16 protein-coding genes and 1 tRNA gene are annotated in these 20,759 nt (G+C 32.8%); 7 read left to right on the forward strand and 10 right to left on the reverse strand.

Annotation, left to right across the window (positions count from 1 at the left end; all coding sequences use genetic code 11):
• Nucleotides 1-22: 22 nt before the first annotated feature.
• Nucleotides 23-1,018 carry a tRNA dihydrouridine synthase DusB gene (dusB, locus tag B4I81_RS09700; RefSeq protein WP_291110124.1) on the reverse strand — a complete coding sequence of 332 codons (996 nt, stop codon included), beginning with the start codon at nt 1,016-1,018 and terminating at the stop codon, nt 23-25.
• A gap of 339 nt (nt 1,019-1,357) precedes the next feature.
• Between dusB and lepA the strand changes: the two genes are divergently transcribed.
• The 5 genes from lepA (at nt 1,358) to B4I81_RS09725 (ending at nt 9,327) form a co-directional block, all read left to right on the forward strand.
• Nucleotides 1,358-3,154, forward strand: a complete 1,797-nt coding sequence (lepA, locus tag B4I81_RS09705; protein ID WP_291110127.1) for a translation elongation factor 4 — start codon at nt 1,358-1,360, stop codon at nt 3,152-3,154.
• A 126-nt stretch (nt 3,155-3,280) separates the two neighbouring features.
• Nucleotides 3,281-4,168: a choice-of-anchor L domain-containing protein gene (locus tag B4I81_RS09710; RefSeq protein ID WP_291110130.1), complete on the forward strand. Its 888-nt coding sequence runs from the start codon at nt 3,281-3,283 to the stop codon at nt 4,166-4,168.
• 279 nt (nt 4,169-4,447) lie between these two features.
• Complete coding sequence (locus B4I81_RS09715; RefSeq protein ID WP_291110132.1) at nt 4,448-7,573, forward strand: T9SS type B sorting domain-containing protein; 3,126 nt, start codon at nt 4,448-4,450, stop codon at nt 7,571-7,573.
• 60 nt (nt 7,574-7,633) lie between these two features.
• Nucleotides 7,634-8,899, forward strand: a complete 1,266-nt coding sequence (locus tag B4I81_RS09720; protein WP_291110134.1) for a Y-family DNA polymerase — start codon at nt 7,634-7,636, stop codon at nt 8,897-8,899.
• Nucleotides 8,890-9,327, forward strand: coding sequence for a LexA family protein (locus tag B4I81_RS09725; protein WP_291110136.1), 438 nt, complete (start codon nt 8,890-8,892; stop codon nt 9,325-9,327). Before B4I81_RS09720 ends, B4I81_RS09725 begins: the two co-directional genes overlap by 10 nt.
• Nucleotides 9,328-9,381: 54 nt before the next feature.
• Here B4I81_RS09725 and B4I81_RS09730 read toward each other — a convergent pair whose 3' ends face one another.
• The 7 genes from B4I81_RS09730 to B4I81_RS09760 all read right to left on the reverse strand — a co-directional run bounded on the left by B4I81_RS09730 (nt 9,382) and on the right by B4I81_RS09760 (nt 16,976).
• The gene (locus tag B4I81_RS09730) at nt 9,382-11,439 is read right to left on the reverse strand and encodes a peptidylprolyl isomerase (protein WP_291110138.1); all 2,058 of its coding nucleotides are present in this window, start codon (nt 11,437-11,439) and stop codon (nt 9,382-9,384) included.
• A gap of 100 nt (nt 11,440-11,539) precedes the next feature.
• A complete protein-coding gene (locus B4I81_RS09735) occupies nt 11,540-12,805 on the reverse strand; it encodes a hemolysin family protein (protein WP_291110140.1) in 1,266 nt (421 codons plus the stop codon).
• Between the two features lie 4 nt (nt 12,806-12,809).
• On the reverse strand, nt 12,810-13,001 hold the full coding sequence (locus B4I81_RS09740) for a hypothetical protein (RefSeq protein WP_291110143.1): 192 nt from the start codon (nt 12,999-13,001) through the stop codon (nt 12,810-12,812).
• 47 nt (nt 13,002-13,048) lie between these two features.
• Entirely contained in the window at nt 13,049-13,609 is a 561-nt protein-coding gene (lptC, locus tag B4I81_RS09745; RefSeq protein WP_291110145.1) for an LPS export ABC transporter periplasmic protein LptC, read from the reverse strand.
• A gap of 1 nt (nt 13,610) precedes the next feature.
• On the reverse strand, nt 13,611-14,972 hold the full coding sequence (locus tag B4I81_RS09750) for a tetratricopeptide repeat protein (RefSeq protein ID WP_291110147.1): 1,362 nt from the start codon (nt 14,970-14,972) through the stop codon (nt 13,611-13,613).
• Between the two features lie 17 nt (nt 14,973-14,989).
• On the reverse strand, nt 14,990-16,249 hold the full coding sequence (locus tag B4I81_RS09755; RefSeq protein ID WP_291110149.1) for a hypothetical protein: 1,260 nt from the start codon (nt 16,247-16,249) through the stop codon (nt 14,990-14,992).
• On the reverse strand, nt 16,242-16,976 hold the full coding sequence (locus B4I81_RS09760) for a type III pantothenate kinase (protein WP_291110150.1): 735 nt from the start codon (nt 16,974-16,976) through the stop codon (nt 16,242-16,244). The genes B4I81_RS09755 and B4I81_RS09760 overlap by 8 nt, the downstream gene beginning before the upstream one ends.
• A gap of 122 nt (nt 16,977-17,098) precedes the next feature.
• On the opposite strand from B4I81_RS09760, the gene B4I81_RS09765 reads away from it, so the two are divergent.
• A tRNA-Phe gene (locus B4I81_RS09765) sits at nt 17,099-17,171 on the forward strand.
• Between the two features lie 55 nt (nt 17,172-17,226).
• On the opposite strand, the gene B4I81_RS09770 is transcribed toward B4I81_RS09765, so the two are convergent.
• The gene (locus B4I81_RS09770; RefSeq protein ID WP_291110152.1) at nt 17,227-18,141 is read right to left on the reverse strand and encodes a GYDIA family GHMP kinase; all 915 of its coding nucleotides are present in this window, start codon (nt 18,139-18,141) and stop codon (nt 17,227-17,229) included.
• A complete protein-coding gene (locus B4I81_RS09775) occupies nt 18,141-19,457 on the reverse strand; it encodes a hydroxymethylglutaryl-CoA reductase, degradative (protein WP_291110154.1) in 1,317 nt (438 codons plus the stop codon). Before B4I81_RS09775 ends, B4I81_RS09770 begins: the two co-directional genes overlap by 1 nt.
• A gap of 711 nt (nt 19,458-20,168) precedes the next feature.
• Here B4I81_RS09775 and B4I81_RS09780 point away from each other — a divergent pair.
• Entirely contained in the window at nt 20,169-20,552 is a 384-nt protein-coding gene (locus B4I81_RS09780) for an HU family DNA-binding protein (RefSeq protein WP_291110157.1), read from the forward strand.
• Nucleotides 20,553-20,759 lie beyond the last annotated feature (207 nt).

Below are 20,759 nucleotides of genomic sequence, written 5' to 3' on the forward strand. Positions count from 1 at the left end.
AGGGTGTATCATGGGTAGAGGTTTACCCCTCAAAAACATAATCCGCATACACCTGCTCAATTTCAGTAAATACATCTAATAATTGATTGATACCATCTGTGGTAACCAATTTTTGTTTGTATTCTTTAAAACCGTGAATGCCTTTGAAATAATTGGTATAATGACGACGCATTTCGTTAATTCCTAAGCGTTCGCCTTTCCATTCAATACTCCAAATTAAGTGATTTCTTGCGGCTTCAATTCGGTCATTCATGCTTGGTGGAGCTAATTTTTCTCCTGTGGCGAAATAATGCTTAATTTCATTAAAAATCCAAGGATAACCAATCGCAGCGCGACCAATCATCATACCATCTAAACCATATTTGTTTTTATATTCCAATGCTTTTTCAGGAGAATCGATATCGCCATTTCCAAAAATCGGCATCGTAATTCTAGGATTTTCCTTCACACGTTGAATGTGCGACCAATCCGAATGCCCTTTGTACATTTGTGCACGAGTTCTGGCATGGATTGTTAAAGCTTGCACGCCTATATCTTGCAAACGTTCGGCAACTTCATCTATATTAATCGAATTTTCATCCCAACCCAAACGCGTTTTTACAGTAACAGGTAAACTGGTTCCTTTGATAACGGCTTTTGTTAAGCGAATCATCAAATCTACATCTTTTAAAACCCCTGCTCCAGCACCTTTACAAACGACTTTTTTAACAGGACAACCAAAATTGATGTCAACCAAATCAGGTTGAACCGTATCTACAATTTTAGCACTCATTTCCATCGCTTCTTCATCACCACCAAAAATCTGAATTCCAACTGGACGTTCGTAATCGAAAATATCCAATTTTTGCTTACTTTTCATCGCATCACGAATCAATCCTTCTGAAGAAATAAATTCAGAATACATCAAATCAGCACCATGTAGTTTACATAAACGACGAAATGGTGGATCGCTTACATCTTCCATTGGGGCTAATAATAAAGGGAAGTCGGGTAGTATGATGTTACCAATTTTAGGCATGGTGCTTCAATTTTTTTGCAAAAATACAATAAGATTTTTTAATTATTGTTTTTTTAAATTTTACCACATAGAAACATAGTTGCTTTGGATTGAAAAATAAAAGCTTCGCTTTGAGATAGTTTGCCTAGATTTTATTATTGTATAACTTATGTTCAAATGTAATTACTATGAATTCCTCAGGATATTTATTGAAAATCTATGTTTCTATGTGGTTAATGCTTTTTTTGGTATTTGGTATTGCTTTTTGTTGATATACAATCAAAACTTTAGCTTATATTTGCGGATTAATTGTTCGAAAGAATTGCTATAGAAATTTGAACTTGACATTGAACTTGAAGAATGAAACACATTAGAAATTTCTGCATTATTGCACACATTGACCACGGAAAAAGTACGTTAGCCGACAGATTGTTGAGTGCTACACAAACGGTTTCGGCTCGCGAAGAAAAAGCTCAGTTACTAGATAACATGGACTTAGAGCGCGAACGTGGGATTACCATAAAAAGTCACGCCATTCAAATGGAGTATAAATATAAAGGCGAAGATTATATCTTAAACTTAATTGATACTCCAGGTCACGTGGATTTCTCGTATGAGGTTTCTCGTTCGATTGCCGCTTGTGAAGGTGCTTTGTTGATTGTAGATGCAGCGCAAAGTATTCAGGCACAAACGATTTCGAATTTATATTTGGCGTTAGAAAATGACTTGGAAATTATTCCAGTTTTAAATAAAGTAGATTTACCAAGTGCTAATCCAGAGGAAGTTAGTGACGATATTATCGATTTATTAGGATGTAAATTAGAAGATATTATTCACGCTTCTGGAAAAACAGGTTTTGGTGTTGAAAATATTTTAGCAGCTATTATTGAGAAAATTCCAGCACCAAAAGGCGATCCAAATGAACCACTTCAAGCGTTAATTTTCGATTCACATTACAATCCTTTTAGAGGAATTGAAGTTATTTTCCGTGTACTTAACGGAGAAATCAAAAAAGGTCAGAAGATTAAATTCATGGCTACTGGGAATGAATATTATGCGGATGAAGTTGGGACATTGAAATTAAATCAAGTTCCAAAAAATGTCATTTCGACTGGAGATGTTGGTTACTTAGTTTCAGGAATTAAAGAAGCAAAAGAGGTAAAAGTTGGTGATACAATTACCGACGCCAAAGAGCCTACTACAAATGCCATTCAAGGATTTGAAGATGTAAAACCAATGGTTTTCGCCGGAATTTATCCAGTAGATACAGAAGATTACGAAGACTTACGTGCTTCAATGGAGAAACTTCAGTTGAATGATGCTTCATTAGTATTTGCAGCGGAAAGTTCGGCAGCTTTAGGATTTGGTTTTCGTTGTGGATTCTTAGGAATGTTGCACATGGAAATTATCCAAGAACGCTTAGAGCGTGAGTTCGATATGACGGTTATTACAACGGTTCCTAACGTTTCGTATCATGCGTACACTAAAAAAGAACCTGATACAATCTTAATTGTAAATAATCCATCCGATTTACCAGAACCTTCAAAATTAGATAGAGTAGAAGAACCATATATCAAAGCAACCATCATTACAAAAGCTGATTTCGTAGGAAACGTAATGAGTCTGTGTATCGAAAAGCGTGGTTTAATTACAAATCAAACTTATTTAACAACCGAGCGTGTGGAATTAAATTTCGATATGCCATTAGCGGAAATCGTGTTTGATTTTTACGATAGATTAAAAACAGTTTCTAAAGGATATGCTTCTTTTGATTATCATCCAATTGGAATGCGCGAATCAAAATTAGTACGTTTAGATGTATTATTAAACGCACAACCTGTGGATGCGCTTTCGGCTTTAATTCACGAAAGTAATGCGTACAACATTGGTAAAAAAATGTGTGAGAAGCTAAAAGAATTAATCCCAAGACAACAGTTTGATATTCCAATTCAGGCTGCAATTGGAGCTAAAGTTATCGCACGTGAAACTATTAAAGCTTTGAGAAAAGACGTAACAGCGAAATGTTATGGTGGAGATATCTCGCGTAAACGTAAACTTTTAGAAAAACAGAAAAAAGGAAAAAAACGTATGCGTCAAGTTGGAAACGTAGAAATTCCGCAAGAAGCATTTATGGCTGTTTTAAAACTAAACGATTAGATAAAAATTAAATAATTAACAAAAAGTTTGAATATATTTTAATATTCAAACTTTTTTGTGTTTAATAATATTTGATTTGCTTTTTTTGATTATATTTATGTCAATGATTTAAATCCCCCATAAATCTTGAAAAACTTACTTTATATATTCGCCTTTTTGTATTCAACTTGTATCTTTTCACAAGGAATAACAGTTGACAATACTACAAATTCACCCGCACAATTAGTTGATTTGTTGTTAGGAAATTCTTGTGTTGAAGTTTCAAATATTTCGGTTTCTTCCACTCAAGCGGTTGCTTATTTTAATCAAAATGGTTCTAGTTTTCCTATTTCGGAAGGAGTAATTATTAGAAATGGTGTGGCGACTTTTACACAAGGTCAATATTCTGGTGCTAATTTGAGTAGTTCTGTTACTGTTTCTGGAGATGCTTTTTTGCAAAATTTAAGTAATAATAATGGCGGAACAAGTCCAATTGTAAATGCCGAATTTTTAGAGTTTGATTTTATTCCGCTTTCGAATAGTTTTAGTTTTAATTTTTTGTTTGCATCTAATGAGTATGGATTTTATCAATGTGAATTCAGTGATGTTTTTGCTTTTGTTTTAACCGATTTATCTACGGGAGTTTCAACAAATTTAGCAGTCATTCCGGGTACAAGTACACCAGTTTCGGTTACTACTATTAGAAATAGTATTTATAACGATCCTTCCAGTCCAAACAATAGTTGCGTTTCTGTAAATCCAACTTTTTTTGGAACATATAATGTTGGAAATCCAACTTCAGCATTAAATATGCGAGGACAAACATTGGTTATGAATGCTTCTTCGGCTGTTGTTCCTAATACCCCTTATAGAATTCGATTGGTAATTGGAGATTATGCCAATACTGGTTTTGACTCTGCGGTTTTTATAGCCGCAGGAAGTTTTACTACGACTTTAGATTTAGGTTCGGATCAAATTATTTGTTCTGGAGATGAAGTTTTGTTGAATACAAATTTAGATAATACCTTCACATAAACTTGGTACGAAAATGGAAATTCCATTCCAGGTGAAACAAATTCTACTTATACAGTAACTCATGCCGGAACTTACACTGTTGAAGCTGTTAGAGGAACTTGTACGATTACGGATACCATCGTTTTTTTCGATTTAGCAGTTACAAATCCATCTAATTTATTAACTTGTAATACTGGAGTAGCAACTTATAATTTTGATCTAACTACAAACAATGAAGCTGCTTTAGGAATAGATACTGCTATTTATGATGTTTTTTATTATGAAACGCCAGCTGATATAGTGGCGAATAATCCAATTCCAGCAGGAAATTTAGTATCTTATCCGAGTGCTGGTGGACAAACGATTTACATTAAAATATTTAATACCATAACAGGTAATTTTTGTGATGCTGAGTATACTTTTGATTTAATTGTAACAAATGCTGTCGTTGCAACACAACCTAATCCAGTTTCAGTTTGTGAAGGTCAAGGAAGTACGACTTATTCTTTTAGTGCTACAACAACAAATGAAGTTTTAAATGGGCAATCGTCTACAAATTATACAGTAACTTATCATAATTCTTTAGGCGATGCTGCTTCAGGAACTAATCCTATAATTTCGATTTCAATTCCAAATGGTATTACTACAGTTACCGTTGGAATCCGAATTCAAGATAATTCAAATCCAAATTGTTTTGATGTTACTTCTGTTGTTATTACAATTAATCCGCTTCCTGTAGTTGATGATATTCCAGATCCAATTGAATGTAGTCAATTTACTTTGCCAACGATTGTGAATGGGACCTATTATCTTTTACCAGGTGGTCCAACAACTCCTGGTCAAGTGCAATTTAATATCGGAGATATTTTAGTTGATGGTGGAACGTATTACATTTTTGCAGGCCCAGATGCAAATGGCTGTACAAATGAAGAAAGTTTTAATCTGACTTTAATTGATGAGTATACGCCGCGATTGGATCATTGTGGTAGATTTGTTGTTCCTTTTCCGCCACAAGGTATCGGTAATTTTTATACACAGCCAGGTGGTCCAACAGGTACCGGTGTTATTGTTCCAGCAGGAACAGAATATTTGAATACAACAACAGTAACTATTACAGAAACTTTATATTATTATGCAGAGGTAAATGGTGTATTTTGTAGGGATGAGCAATTTATTTTCTTTATACATCCAGTGCCGTTGGTAGATGATCCTGCAGATGTTATAACATGTGATTCTTATGTTTTGCCACCATTAACTAATGGAAATTATAACACAGATCCAAATGGAGGAGGGATAGCTTTGAATGCAGGAAATGTTATTAGTGTTGCCGGGCCCAACTTCCCGGGAACCTACTATGTCGTTAATTCTTTAGCACACACAACAAGTCAAGGTTTGCTAGGAACTTGTATTGAGTCAAATGATATTGTGATTAATTTAGTAGATACTACTTTATTTTCTACGGTTTATGCGTGTTCTCAACAAGGATTTGTTCTGCCTCCAGTTACATTTGGAGGTTATTTTACAGGTCCTAATGGGTCAGGTGTCTCGGTAGACCCTAATATTCCTATAACATCAAACCAAGTGGTTTATTATTTTACAAATACATCTGTTTTGCCTAATTGTACTAGCAATTTAAATTACAATATTATTATTCATCCCACGCCATTAGTTGATGATATTCCTGATGGACCTCGATGTGGAGAATTTGTTCTACCTGTTTTGTCACATGGAGCTTATTACACATTGTCAGGTGGTCCCACAGCATTTGGACAGCAACAATTATTTGCTGGTGATATTATAGATTTATCTGGAACTCATTTGAATCCTGGAACTTACTATGTTTACAATGAACAAATATTTAATAATCCAGATGGGTCAACTACATTATGTTCCAATGAAGATTCTTTTACTATTAGTATTAATCCATTTCCTGCTGCAGATAATATTATTGGTAGAACAGAATGTAATCCTTACACGATTCCAGCACCAGTAAACGGAACAATTTATACAGCACCGGGAGGTCCAAGCGGAGGAGGAACAGTTGTGTCATCTTCTCAAACGTTTGATACTACGCAAACTTTCTATTTGTATAACATTGATACTACAACAGGTTGCGAAATCAATCGTCCTTTCACGATTACTTATAATGGAATCAATTTGCCTGATTATACTGCTCCACCAGTTTGTGAATTTGATAATTATCAATTACCAGCCTTAACACATGTAGCGCCAACACCGTTTAATTATACTATTGGATATTTTTATGGTCCTAATGGAGTAAATCCTGTGCCACCAGGAACCATTTTCAATACGCCAAATACAACAACAACTATCTATGTTTACGCAGTGAATGGCGATAGAACTATTTGTACACAAGAAGATAGTTTTGATATCATCGTTTCCGAAACGCCAAATTTAGCTGCTTTAGGATTGGTTTTCGATATTGAAGAATGCGAAAATTATGTGTTGCCTGCACTACCATCAACAACTTACAATATTGGTTATTATTCGCAATCAGGAGGAAATGCTGCAGATTTAATTACAAATCTGAATATTACTACTCCAGGTACGTATACGTATTATGTGTATGCATCGGCAATTGGTAATCCAAATTGTAACGACGAGATTTCATTTACATTCACTGTTCATCCTCTACTTGATATTACTATTCAAGGCGGAATTATTTGTGTGGATTCTCAAACAGGAGATGTATTACGAACTTTCACAATGAATTCGGGCTTAAGTCCAGCGTTTTTTACTGTAAATTGGTATTTGAATGGTAATTTAATGGGAACTGGTCCAACTTACACTGCTTCACAAGCAGGAGTTTATACGGTTGAATTTATCAAACTAACACCAGATGTAGGAGCTAATTGTAATTACAACACAACTACGGTGACTATTATACAATCGAGTCCAGCTGTGGCTGATTTTACGGTAAGTACTCCGTTTGAAAACAATACTTTCATTACAGTGAATTTAACCGGTGGATTATTTGGAGATTATCTCTATCAATTGGTTTATCCTGATGGTAGTATAACCGAATATCAATCGAGTAATGTATTTACTAATTTGCCTACGGGAGAATATTACGTCAATATTTATGATATTTTGGGTGAATGTTCGCCAACAATTATAGGTCCAATTTATATCATTAATTATCCAAATTATTTCACACCTAATGCAGATGGAGTTAATGACAATTGGAACATTTGGGATTTACGTCATCAACCTGATGCGATGATTAATATTTTTGATCGTTATGGTAAATTCTTGAAACAAATGTCGCCTGCTAGTTCAGGTTGGGATGGAATTTATAATGGTGAAAAACTGCCTTCTACGGATTATTGGTTTACGGTGGAATATTTACCTCAGAATGGAACGACTAAACAAATTTTTAAAGCTCACTTTTCTTTAAAGCGATAATTTATTAACATTAACAATTGACTCATTTTCTTTTTGTGAAAGTTGAAGTAACTTTACAAAATGTATGCTTTAGTCGATTGTAATAACTTTTACGTTTCTTGCGAACGTGTTTTTCAGCCTCAGTTAAATGGTAAACCTGTTGTGGTTTTGTCTAATAATGACGGTTGTATCATTTCGCGTAGTAACGAAGCTAAAACATTGGGAATTCCAATGGGTGCACCTGAATTCCAAGTTCGCGATTTGATAAAACAATATGATATTCGCGTTTTTTCTTCCAATTATGCTTTGTATGGCGATTTGAGTCATAGAGTGATGAAAATCTTAGAAAATTATACGCCCAATGTTGAGGTGTATAGTATTGATGAGGCTTTTCTAAATTTTTCAGGAATGACAATTCTCGATTTTAACGCGTATGGTGCCGAAATCCAACACAGAATTTTGAAATGGTTGAGTATTCCTATTGGAATCGGTTTTGCGCCTACAAAAGCACTTTCAAAAGTAGCTAATAAAATCGCTAAGAAGTTTCCAGAACGCACAAATGGAATTTATGTTATCGATACCGAGGAAAAACGAATCAAAGCCTTAAAGTGGACTAAAATTGAAGATGTTTGGGGCATTGGTTTTCGTTTAACCAAAAAAATGCAAGCAAAAAACATTAATACGGCTTATGATTTTACACTTCCGCATAACGAAGCTTTTATTCGCAAAGAAATGGGAGTAGTAGGCATGCGTTTGAAGTATGAATTAGAAGGGAAATCTGTATTAGAAATGGAAGAACCTAAGGTAAAGAAAAATATCGCTGTAACGAGAAGTTTCGAGAAAGATATTACTGATTTTAATGAACTCAAAGAGCGAGTTGTAACTTTTGCTTCTGTTTGTTCTGAGAAATTACGTAAGCAAAACTCGTGTTGTAATGCTGTTATTTTGTATTTGCGAAAAGATAAGTTTAAAGCTAATGGGGAGCGTTATAGTTTTTATCGCATGCAAACGTTACCTTTTCCATCTAACACCTCTTTTTCAATCAGTCAAATGGCGATTTCTATGCTGAAAGATTTGTTTCAAGAAGGAATGCCTTATAAAAAAGCAGGTGTTATTGTCACAGAGATTGTGCCTTCTTCTCAACGTCAGTTTAAACTTTTTGATGAGGAGAATCCCAAATACCAAAAACTCATGGAGGTTATGGATGCTGTTCAAGCGAAAACAGGTGAACGTAAACTTAGATTAGCGTCACAAGATTTAAAACGTACTTGGAAAATGAAACAGAATCATTTATCCAATCGATATACTACGAATTTTAACGAATTACTAGAAGTAAAATGCAAGTAAATTCCAAAATAACTTTTTTCGTCCCTGATTTTGAAAATCCGATTGAAACCTCATTTATTTCGAGTGAAATTAAAGCGGGATTTCCTTCGCCTGCAGCTGATTTTGAAGAATCAAAAGTGAGTTTAGATCATTTGTTGATTAAGAACAAAGAAGCAACCTTTTATGCCAAGGCAAGTGGAAACTCCATGATAGGAGCAGGAATTGATGATGGCGATATTTTAGTAATTGATAGAAGTATTGAGCCAAGAAATAATGCTGTAGCAGTTTGTTTTATAGACGGTGAGTTTACAGTAAAACGAATCAAGAAAACTGATGAAGCTATTTTTTTAATGCCCGAAAATCCAAATTATGCTCCCATTCAAATAGAACCACATAACGAATTTATAATTTGGGGTATTGTGACCTATGTTATAAAACAAATTAAATAAAAAAAAGGCTATCACGATTTTCGGATAGCCTTTTTTTATTATATTAAATTCTTCTTAGAAGTTAGCTCTATAATCTTTAATCTCTGCTTTATCTTTTAAAGCAATATAAGCTTTAGAGATAGCATAAGATTGATTTTGACTTCTGTCTTGTGTAATATAAGTTGCGTAACTAGTAACTTCTGGAGCTTTAGTTACGGTTTTAGCTCTTACCATAAACATGCCTGAATTACCTTCGATAATTTCGGAAGTTTTTCCAGAAGCTAAACCAAATGCTTTTCCAACTACTTTAGGCTCATTACCAATGTTTGGTAGTACAGGTGCTTTCAGAGAAATACTAGTAGCAATTTGTATTGAAGCACCAGAAGATTTTGCAACTGCTTCTAATGAGCTTCCATTCATTTTTTTCTTGATAATTTCAGCTTTTTTCTGATTTTTAATAAGAGGTTCAACAGATTGTCTAGCAATATCAATTGGTAATAAACCTGTTTCGTTTCTGTCTTTTAATTTTGCAATCACAAAACCTTGAGGAACATCAAATCGTCTAACATCTCCTATTTCGGTATCTTTATTGAATGACCATCTTATGATTTCTCTTTGAGAGCCAATTCCTTGAATATATTCGTCAAAACCTTTTAAGTTAGTCGCAGGAACTAGTTCTAATCCAGCTTTTTTAGCTACAGCAGCGAAATCTTTATTTTCATTTGCATCAGCTTCAAGTTGGCTTGCTTTTGTGTAAATTGCATCTATTGTTGCTTCAGAAGGTTGTATTTTTTGGGCAACCGTTCCCATAAGCACAGCATCATACTTGTCTAAAACTTTAATAACATGAAATCCGTATTCAGTTTCAACAACTCCAATTGTTCCGATAGGGTTGTTAAATACAAAATCATTAAATTTTGGTACCATTTGGCCAGGCATAATGTTATCATACTCACCTCCATTGTTTTTAGATCCTGGGTCGTCAGAATTTGTCATAGCTAACATAGCGAAGTTTCCTGGATTTGCTTTTGCTTGGGCTAATAAATCATTAGCTAAAGCTTGAGCTTCTTCTTTTGTTCTTGTAGCTGATGATTGTGGTGCTCCTTTGTAAGCTAATAAAATATGACTTGCTTTTACACTAGCATTTGATTTTCTTTTAATCATTCTTGATATACATTGATGTCCATTAAAAACGTATGGTCCATATATAGCATTTACAGGAAGATTAAATAATTGTTCTTGGTAATCTAAAGGTAAATCTTTTTTGGCTAAGTAAGTTGAATCAAATTTAATGTCAGAATTAGCATTAACAAATTCACCAACATTAGCAACAGAATCAAATTTAGCTCTTATTTCTCCAATAGAAGATAACATTGCTTGTTCGTCTTCTTTTGATGGTTTGTTTTCTACTAAAACGAAATCAATGCTTGTTGTATTATCTGATTTGTATTTTTTTGGAGATTTCTTCATGAAATCAATAATCTCAGCATCAGTTACTTTAACTTGATCATCGTTTACTGTTGAAAATGCTACTGAAATATATTCAAAGTCAGCTTTGTCATTTTCAGTTTTGTATTGAAATTTACCTTCTGCTTTTGTGGTATATACTCCAGACTTAATCATGGTGTTATACATTTGCTCAACAGCAAATCTCTCAATGTTTTTTTCAAATTCTTTCCATTCTAACCATTGTGATTGATCAGGAGCATTTTTAATTCCTTTTAAAAATTCTTTGAATTTATTTTCATCAAACTGTCCAGCTGCATTTAAGAATTGTGGATTTTGAGCTAAATTTGGATTTTGCTTGATAACATTAATTAATTGTTCGTTTCCAATTTTTAATCCTAATTTCTCAAATTCACTTGAAAGGATGATTTTTCTAACTTCTTGTTCCCAAGCGCTATTCATTGCTTGTGTTGAAGTAGTTCCTTGTCCTTGCTTTTCAATCATTGAAACATTTTGCATAAATTCTTGAGCTTCAATATCTGTTCCGTTCACAGAACCAACATTGTTTGTACTAGAATTGAAAGTTCCGCTTTGAATTACATCCGCTAAAACAAATGAGAATAATGCTAAAGCAATGATAATAATTAAGAAGAATGAACGTTGTCTAATTTTAGATAAAACTGCCATTTTTATTTGTGTTTAATTTTTTTCAGAGGGCGAAAATACAATTATCTATTTAATAATAAAATAGTAAACTCATATTTTACTTGAAAATTCGAAAGATTTTTTATCTTTTTTCTTCTTTTACAGATAAACGAACCAATTCAATTTTTTTATTACTTGCTGAATGAATGATTATTTCAAAATTTTCGATGTTTATTTTTTCATCATTGATTGGAATTTCTTTTGTGTAATTCACAATAAAACCTCCCAAAGTTGAATAGGAATCAGATTCAGGAATTTCTAAGTTGTATTTCTCATTTAAATATTCTACATCAAGTCTTGCCGAGAACAAATAGCTGTTGTCATCTAATGATTCGTCAATTAATTCTTCATCTAAATCATGTTCGTCTTCAATTTCACCAAATAGTTGCTCTATGATATCTTCAATAGTAATAATTCCAGAAGTACCACCATATTCATCTAACACTACAGCTATGCTTTTTCTTTTTTTTGTTAATAAATCTAAAGCATCTTTTATGTAAATAGTTTCTGGAATATATTCAACTGGGATTAAGATACTTTTGATGGTTTTTGGTTTTTTGAACAATTCAAATGAGTGGACATAACCTAAAATATCATCTATTGAATTTTGGTAAATAAGTAATTTAGAATAACCTGTTTTTATGAAAGTTTCTCTTAGCTCTATGACTGAATCTAATAAGTCAATACCACTAATTTCTGTTCTTGGTGTCATAATATCTCTTGCCTTTAAATCAGAAAATTCTAATGCATTTTGAAATATTTGAATTTCAGAATCAATTTCATTTTCTTGAGATACATTGTTCATTTGTTCAGAGATGTAGTTTCCAAGTTCAACTTTGCTAAAGTAATTTTGTACTTGATCTCCTGGAGTTTTAAAAAATTTCTTTAAAATAGTATCTGATATCCAAATGATAAATTTTGTTGGCCAAAAAAATAGTTGATAGAAAAAATAAGAAGGAACGGCAAAGAATTTTATAAACGAGTTGGCATAAATTTGAAAAAAAACTTTGGGAAGGAATTCTGCGGTTAATAAAATTATCGCAGTTGATATTAAAGTTTGTAGAAGTAATCCAACGAATGCAGTTAGTTCAAAATAATTATTTAGCCAATCAATGATTAAATCACCTGAGTAAATTCCATATATCACCAATACTACATTGTTTCCAACGAGCATTGAGGTAATAAACTGAGATGGTTTCTCGGTAAGTTTGTTTAAAATAGATGCATTAAAGTTTTGTTGTCTCTTTTCGATAGATAAATATACTTTGTTTGAAGAAACATAAGCAATTTCCATTCCTGAAAAGAACGCTGAAAGCAATAAACAAATTACAATAATAGCAATTTCCATTTAGCTATTTTCTGTTTTGATATTTGTTTTGAAAATGTCTTCTAAAAAAGAACATTCCTATAGCCACTATAGCAATAATAATACTTAATAGAATATCATTAAAAGGTCTTCCTTCTGTGTATTTTTTAAAAGCATCATAAAAAAAGAACCCTGCGAAAATTAAATAAATATATTGTATAAATTTTAAATAAGTCATAATATTTTATTTTTATCAAATGTAATGAAAAGTAAAATGTAAAACAATTATTGATCAATAGTGTTTACTTCACCACTACTTTGTTGCATATTAAAAATTTTGAAATCTTTACTAAAATCAACTCCAGGGCCTTCTAAATAACCGCCAGCTTCATCAGTATATTTAAAGTGTTTTTCGGTAAAAAACCATTCATTTTTTTGGTCAAAGTACAGTTGTGACGTTTCTAATCTTTTACCAGTATCTGAACTAATTTTTACATTTCCCTGTAGGTCTATTATGCTGGTTTTTTTGTATGATATGGCATAATCTGCTACAATGGTTGTGATATTTCCTTTGTTATCAAAAAGTGTAACATTAATACCTTTTGGAAATTCTGTGAAAGGATTGATTATATTGCCATAATCTAACATTTTAGGACTTTTTAGTATTGATTTAATTTGTCCAGAATCTGTATATTTTAAGTTAATAGTATCAGCTTCACCTGAAGGGATAAAAGATGTTTTACTAAGTTTTTGAACTTTATTGATGTCGCTTTCGCATGAAAAAAACATAGTCACGACAAAAATCGTGACCATGTTTAAAAGATTATTCTTAAAATGTATTTTCATTTTATAAACTTGGAACTAATATACTTTCTCCAATCCAACAATTGAAAGCAATTCGTTGTCCTCCTTTTCCAGATTGGAATATTTCTGTTTTTGAAGGTGCTGCAGCTCTATATTTAGCAGCGTCGCCACTTGCTTTACTTCTTAAAGTTGAATCAACAGAAGCGGCTTTGTCGCAATATTGTGCAGCTAACCAGTAAACCGCTCTTTTTTCAAATTGATCATTACCACAATCGTTAATGCTACTTCCGTATAAAGAAGCAATTAATAGATAAGATTTTCCGAATGATGGTTTTACTTCTAAAGCTTTTCTTGCATAGTTACGTGCTTGAGCTTTGTTAGATCTACTATATAAGGTTGCGATTTTATAATATAAATTTGCTTTTTTAGTGTTATCGGTATGTAAACTTGCAGCTTGATTAAAATATTCCATCGCTTTAGCTGTATTTTTTCTTTGATATTCTACAACACCTAATTTTTCAGCAGCTTCGGCACTTGGGTTTAATTTATACAACGCCTCTGACATTTTTGAAAACAGTGGGTCAGAATCACATCCTTTAGCATCTAAACGATTTGTTGCTCTTTTTAACCATTCTTCATTTGTTTTGTTTTGTTCAAATCCTTTTTGATAGAATGGTATTAATTTAGCACAAGTTGATAACTCAAGAATAATATTATCCATGTCATTTCTTACTCCTTCAAAAATTTCTAAATTATTCTCTAATCTATTTTTTCTTGCAGTTTCTTTATCTGTTAAAGTTTGACCAGATTCTTCTTTGCTTAAAAGTGCGTCTTTTTCATCAGTTAATTCCTTTTCTTCTTCTTCAAGTTTTTTTGTTAAATCGTCGTATTTGTCAAAAACTTGTTGCAATTCAATACCACTATTAGCTTTATGTTTGTTTACTAAAATTTCGAAGTAAACATACATGGCTTTAGCATATTTAAAGTTGGCGTAATCTGTTTTAAAAGCAACATCTAACAAATTATATACTTCATCTGTTGTTCCAATTTTATTGTCAAACAAAGCCAATCCTTTTTTCATTTTATTTCCAGCTCCATTTCCAGGAAAATATTGATCGTGCTCATCGTATAATTTTAATAAATCACGAACATATTTTTCTTTTTCTTGTGGGGTAGTAGCTTTTTCAATTTTTAGTTTTATTGCCAATTCTCCATAAGTATAAATGCTTTTGTGAAAAGTGGGGCAATCTTTTCTTAAAGTTGTTAGGTAATCATAGCTATTTACATCTTTAGCTTTAACAGAAGTTGTCATTAAGCTAATAGCTTCAGTACAAGCTTCAGTGTTTTGAGCTTGGGAAAAAAAACTAGCTGTTGCTATAAATAGTAAAGTTAAACTCTTTTTCATTTTGGTTGTTATAAATATTAATTAATTTCTCTCTTTCTAAACCACAAATCACTCAATGATAATCCGATATTTAAATTAAAATAATTTTCTTGAATTAAATTTTGAGTTGTTGTTCCTTTTTTACCTAATTCAAATCCAATGTTTATTTTAGATAAACCAACTGGTAGTCCTAGTCCAAAAGTCATGCCATAATCGTTTATGCTTTCATTTTTTAACACTAATCCAGTATTTTCATATCGTAAACCGGCTCTATAGGTGATTCTGCTGAAATAGCTAGAAAAAGAATTATATTTTGGAATAAAGAATCCACCTAGCGCAATTTTTGTTGCGTTTTTAAAATCTCCATTTAATTCGTCTTTGAATCTGTTTTCTAGTTTGCTAGTTTGTTGAAGTGTGATTTCGGTAGCAATAAGCCATTTGTTTTTTACTCCAATACCAGAACCAATACTTAATTTTGTAGGAATTGCAATATAGTTATTTTGTACATCAACATCTTGTTCTTCATCTATCAATTCATTACCTGAAGAACCATATACAATAGTAGCAATGTTTCTAGTGTTTTCAGAGTATAACTTGCTTTCTGGACTAAAAGTTAATGAAGAGTATAGTGTTAATTTGTTGTTGATTTTTCCTTCATAGGTAACTCCAAAACTGGAAGAAAATCCTTTTACAATTGATGTATTTCTTTCTCTAGAACCAAGCTGAATAACAGGGTCTTCAACAAATTCTACTGTCTCGGTTTTGATTTTTCCAAAGTTGTAATTAATGTCAAAACCAACGCTAAACTTAGAGTTTATTTTATAAGATGTACCAAATAATACTCTATTTATATTACCGTTACCAAGAAATTTTTTCTCTCTTAAAGTTTGGTCTATACTATTGATTTCGCTACTTTTAAGTTTGAATCCAACGGTTGAAAAAGGCATTAATCCTATAGTTATCCCAAATTTTTGTTTTGGAATTGCAATTAATAAATAATCTAAACTTGTTCTTTGTGATTTGTCAGATTCATTATTTGTGTAAAAATTGGTAAAAGAATTCGTGCCACCAACTGCAAAAGTTGTATATCTTAATTTAGAATAATAAGCAGGATTTATTAAATTAAGTTGGGTGCTATCTGCAACAATACTTATTCCTCCCATTGCTTTGGCTTCTTCAGTTCCCTTAAATTTTACTTCACCTAATCCGAAATAAGAGTATGGCGAAGCTGTATTGTCTTGTGCCCATGAAGATAGTGATGCAAAAAAACAAACAATTACAATAATTTTTTTAATCATTTTGATGTATATATTGTGATAAAAGGTTCAAACTTTCTAATAGGAAATTTGAATTGGCAAATATGGTGTTTTTTAATCTTTTAGCCAAAAATTCTGCGTCTCCTCCTGTTAAAATTATTGTTAAATCTTGATTTTTAAGAGAATATTGGGAAATAAAACCCTCAATTTCAAAGATTACACCATTAATTATACCGCTATGAATGGCGCTTTTTGTACTATCTCCAATAATTTTAAAGTCTTCACTTATGGATAAAAGTGGTAATTTTGAGGTATAATCGTTTAAACTTTTATAACGGATACTAATCCCTGGAGAAATAGCACCGCCTAAATATTCATTATTTGAATTCACATAATCATAGGTAATACAAGTTCCAGCATCAATAATTAATCGATTTTGACTTGGAAATTGCAAAGTGGCTCCTGCTGCTAAAACCATTCGGTCTATTCCTAATGTTTCAGGAGTGCTGTATAAATTCTTGAATGGAAATCTCGAATGATGTGAAATTATTTCCGTTGGAAACTGACTTTTGATGTAATCCAACACCTCTTCATCAAGTTTTCCTACCGAAGAAAGCGTGATTTTTTGAAGATGAGAATATTTTTTAAAAATATTTTTAAAATTTTTTAAAGCTTCTGTTGTCTCGAAAATAAAAAAATCGAGTTGCTTATTGTGTTCAAATACAGCGACTTTAATTCTTGTGTTTCCAACATCGATGGTTAAAAGCATGGTTATGTTTTTGGAGGTGCAAATATACAAATTCATTTTTTTTAATATTTGTTTTGGAAAATATAAAAATGGTTCTATATTTGCACCCGCAATCAACAAGCAGTACTGCTTAAAATTGTAAAGGTACCTTAGCTCAGTTGGTAGAGCAATGGACTGAAAATCCATGTGTCCCTGGTTCGATTCCTGGAGGTACCACAAAAACCACTCAGATGAGTGGTTTTTTTGTTTTATATTGTTTTGAAAATTAAATTTAAAGTATCATTTCTTCATAAGAAAGTACTACTGGATAGCCTTTTTCTTTGAAATATTCTTTAGGATTGTCTTTAGAAATTGCCATTACAAAATCGCCTCCCCAAGCGCCTAAACTTTTGATTACACCTTTAAAATCAGGAAAAAGCTTTTCTTTTATAGTTTGAATTTCTAACACATCACTCATGATGACCTCGTGTTTTTCCATTTGTTTTGCAAATTCTTTTCCTTCTTTGCAGTTGATGGTTTCGTAAGTTATGGTGTTGATTTTTGAAATTACGAGATCTACATGATGATGTTTTGACATGTAATTTGCAATTGCTAGTTTGCTGCTTTGCTTCTGATTCAAATACACAAAATGAATATTCTCTTTGAATGAAGGATTAAAATGAATCGGCTTAAAATAGGGTGTTTCATTTTCTAAATGATACACAATTGGGGAATTTGATTTTGCACAAGCAATATCATAACCGCTTCCGCCAAAACTTTTTTGCAACAATTCAAACGCATCAATATCTAACCAATCCGCAATACTATTTATTAGAGTAGAAGATGTTCCTAAACCCCAAAGTCTTGGAAAAGTTAAGTAAGTTTCAATTTCATAGCCTTCTTTTTCTAAAAATGAAGGGTTTTGTATAAAAGCTTGATGTAAAATTTCAATCAAGGTGTTTTTTACAGCAGAATTGCTATCGTTGATGGTTCTTTGCTTTATTTCTTCAAACGAAATCATGCCTTCAAACCAAATGCTTTTATCGGCATCAAAACTCGTCCATTTGATTTGTTGATTTGTGCCTGATTTCACCAATAAACTTTGTCCAAATTTAGTAGGTAAAGCCAATGCTTTAGCGCCATCTAAAACAACGTATTCACCTGTGATGAGTAATTTTCCGTTACTGTAAAAAGTTTGGGTTTCCATTAACTTCTGATTTTTTCCAAATAATCTACCACTAAACTATGCGAAACGGTTGTGTCTTTGAAATAATCTAAGACTTTCTGTTTCTCTTCTTTGGTAGCATGATGTTGGTTTAAAATGTTCATCAAATGCATTTTCATATGTCCTTGTTGAATTCCTGTTGTGGTTAACGAACGAAGCGCTGCGAAGTTTTGAGCTAATCCAGCCGCTGCTACAATTTGCATTAGTTCTTCTGCCGATGGCTTTCCTAATAGTTCCATTGAAAATTTCACTAAAGGATGTAATGAAGTTAATCCGCCAACGGTTCCTAATGCTAACGGAATTTCCATCCAAAAAGTAAAAATATCATTCTCAATTTTCACATGCGATAAACTTGAATATTGTCCCGATTTGCTAGCATAAGCGTGAATTCCAGCTTCAACGGCTCTGAAGTCGTTTCCAGTTGCTAGCACTACGGCGTCGATGCCGTTCATGATGCCTTTGTTGTGGGTTACGGCTCTATAAGGTTCTATTTCAGCAATACGAACTGCGGTTGCAAATTTTTGAGCAAATTCATTCGCATCGATATTTTTATCATCTGAAATTTGGGCAACTGGACAAGAAACTTCCACTCTTACTAAGCAATTTGGTACATAATTACTTAAAATACTCATTACAATTTGAATATTTTTTTCATTCGAAGTAAAATCGGCATATTCTTGCGCTTGATTTTCTAAAGTTTTGGCAAATTGCTCTAAACATGTATTGATAAAATTCGCACCCATGCTGTCTTTGGTATTAAAAGTAGCATGTAATTGATAATAATTTGGAATTTCATGGGTTTTATCTCTAAGTTCGATGTTTAAAATTCCGCCACCACGCTTTTGCATGTTTTTGGTAACTTCTTGCGTATCCTCAAAGAAAGTTGGTTTTATTGTATTGAAAAAAGTAGTTAGTTTTTCTGAATTTCCATGGAAAAGAAAATGAACCTGACCAATTTTTTCGGTACTGATAATAGTCGTTTTAAAACCGCCACGCTCGCCCCAAAATTTCGCAGCTTTAGAAGCGGCTGCCACAACCGAACTTTCTTCTATTGCCATAGGAATAGTGTAACTTTTTCCATTAATGGTAAAGTTTGGTGCAACTCCATACGGAAGATAAAAGTTGGTTAAGGTATTTTCGATAAATTCGTCATGTAATTTTTGCAAATTTTCATCTGAATTCCAGTATTTTGTTAGGCTTTCTTTTGCTTCTATTGGATTGATAAAATAATTATTGGTAATCCAGTTGATTTTTTCTTCTTTAGAAAGTTTAGAGAAACCTTTTACGTTTTGTGTCATCGCTATTTATATTGAGATACAAAGGTAATGAAATTTTAAAAAATGATTTGTTATTGCCTTCGAGTGCCTCAGGCAACAACAGGAAATGGTAGCTGAGGGAAACGGTTGCTGAGGCTCTCGAAACGGTGGCTGAGGCTCTCGAAACCACTGTTACAATCTGCTGAACCTCTTTTCCCGAACGAACGGGGTTCATAATTTATTTATATTGTGTGTACGAATTGTAAATCTGCAATCGGGTTATTTAAATCTTTTGTCAGCCCAAACACACCACTTATCAACATGATCACACCCCTGTCAACATGATCACACCCTTGTCAACCTGAACACACCCCTTGTCAACCTGAACACACCCCTTGTCAACCTGAACTTGTTTCAGGTTCTACATTAGATTACTTTGATAAGATGCTGAAACGAGACGCTGAAACGAGTTCAGCATGACAGAGAAACAAAAAAAACGTGACTCGCTTTGTTTACTAGGGTTTACAAAGTTTTAAGCAAAAAAAGAAGGATTTTAAATAATTGATTATTAGATAATTAAAAAAAATAGTATCAATTTACTGACAATTACCAGCTTTGTTAAAAAATCCTACAAATTGTGAATAACTTTGACTTTCATTTATCATTTCAAATTATAAACTTTGTAAAAGCAGTAAGGCATACTTTGCGATGTACTTAGCTAAAAAATTATTTATCAATTTAATACATTAAAAAATGAGTATTAAATTTAAAGTTCTTCCTAAGAAGAACCCGCAGGACATTACAGCGCCTGAAAAGTTTTATGCAACTTCGATTGCAAATGGTGAAACCTCTTTAGAGTCGTTAGCCGAGATTATTTCGTATCAGTGTACGTTAACTGATACCGATTGTTATGCCGTGTTAAGAGCCTTAGAGCGCAATATGCTCTTAGAACTTAGCCAAGGTAGAATTGTTAAATTAGGGCATGTAGGTACATTTCAAGTGAGTGTAAGTGCTGCCGGACAAGATGTAGCAGAAGATGTTACGGCTACCGACATTAAGAAAAGTCGCATTCTGTTTCGACCAGCTAAAAAATTGAAACAAATGCTAGGTAATTTAAGTTACCAAAAAGCGAGCTAGTTACCCGCTTGTGAGAGTTAATCTCTTTCGAAAGCCTCGAATGTTCCCGCATTCGGGGCTTTTTTTTGGCTTATTTTTTTAAAAAACTCGACCTGTCGAGTTGAAAAGTTGCACCTGTCGAGTTGAAAAATTTGACCTGACGAATTGAAACATACCACAAATGGTACTTTTTGATGGTTTTTTGCTTCTGAAACTGTTTTTTACGGC

Source organism: Flavobacterium sp. UBA6195 (assembly GCF_002422095.1).
Lineage (GTDB): Bacteria > Bacteroidota > Bacteroidia > Flavobacteriales > Flavobacteriaceae > Flavobacterium.

Bases quoted from the DNA above. Each gene is read 5' to 3' on its own strand.
- B4I81_RS09770 (WP_291110152.1), bottom strand. From the start codon at position 18,141: ATGGAAACCCAAACTTTTTACAGTAACGGAAAATTACTCATCACAGGT.
- B4I81_RS09780 (WP_291110157.1), top strand. From the start codon at position 20,169: ATGAGTATTAAATTTAAAGTTCTTCCTAAGAAGAACCCGCAGGACATT.
- B4I81_RS09755 (WP_291110149.1), bottom strand. From the start codon at position 16,249: ATGATTAAAAAAATTATTGTAATTGTTTGTTTTTTTGCATCACTATCT.
- B4I81_RS09720 (WP_291110134.1), top strand. From the start codon at position 7,634: ATGTATGCTTTAGTCGATTGTAATAACTTTTACGTTTCTTGCGAACGT.
- lepA (WP_291110127.1), top strand. From the start codon at position 1,358: ATGAAACACATTAGAAATTTCTGCATTATTGCACACATTGACCACGGA.
- B4I81_RS09735 (WP_291110140.1), bottom strand. From the start codon at position 12,805: ATGGAAATTGCTATTATTGTAATTTGTTTATTGCTTTCAGCGTTCTTT.
- B4I81_RS09750 (WP_291110147.1), bottom strand. From the start codon at position 14,972: ATGAAAAAGAGTTTAACTTTACTATTTATAGCAACAGCTAGTTTTTTT.
- lptC (WP_291110145.1), bottom strand. From the start codon at position 13,609: ATGAAAATACATTTTAAGAATAATCTTTTAAACATGGTCACGATTTTT.
- dusB (WP_291110124.1), bottom strand. From the start codon at position 1,018: ATGCCTAAAATTGGTAACATCATACTACCCGACTTCCCTTTATTATTA.
- B4I81_RS09775 (WP_291110154.1), bottom strand. From the start codon at position 19,457: ATGACACAAAACGTAAAAGGTTTCTCTAAACTTTCTAAAGAAGAAAAA.
- B4I81_RS09725 (WP_291110136.1), top strand. From the start codon at position 8,890: ATGCAAGTAAATTCCAAAATAACTTTTTTCGTCCCTGATTTTGAAAAT.
- B4I81_RS09760 (WP_291110150.1), bottom strand. From the start codon at position 16,976: ATGCTTTTAACCATCGATGTTGGAAACACAAGAATTAAAGTCGCTGTA.
- B4I81_RS09740 (WP_291110143.1), bottom strand. From the start codon at position 13,001: ATGACTTATTTAAAATTTATACAATATATTTATTTAATTTTCGCAGGG.
- B4I81_RS09730 (WP_291110138.1), bottom strand. From the start codon at position 11,439: ATGGCAGTTTTATCTAAAATTAGACAACGTTCATTCTTCTTAATTATT.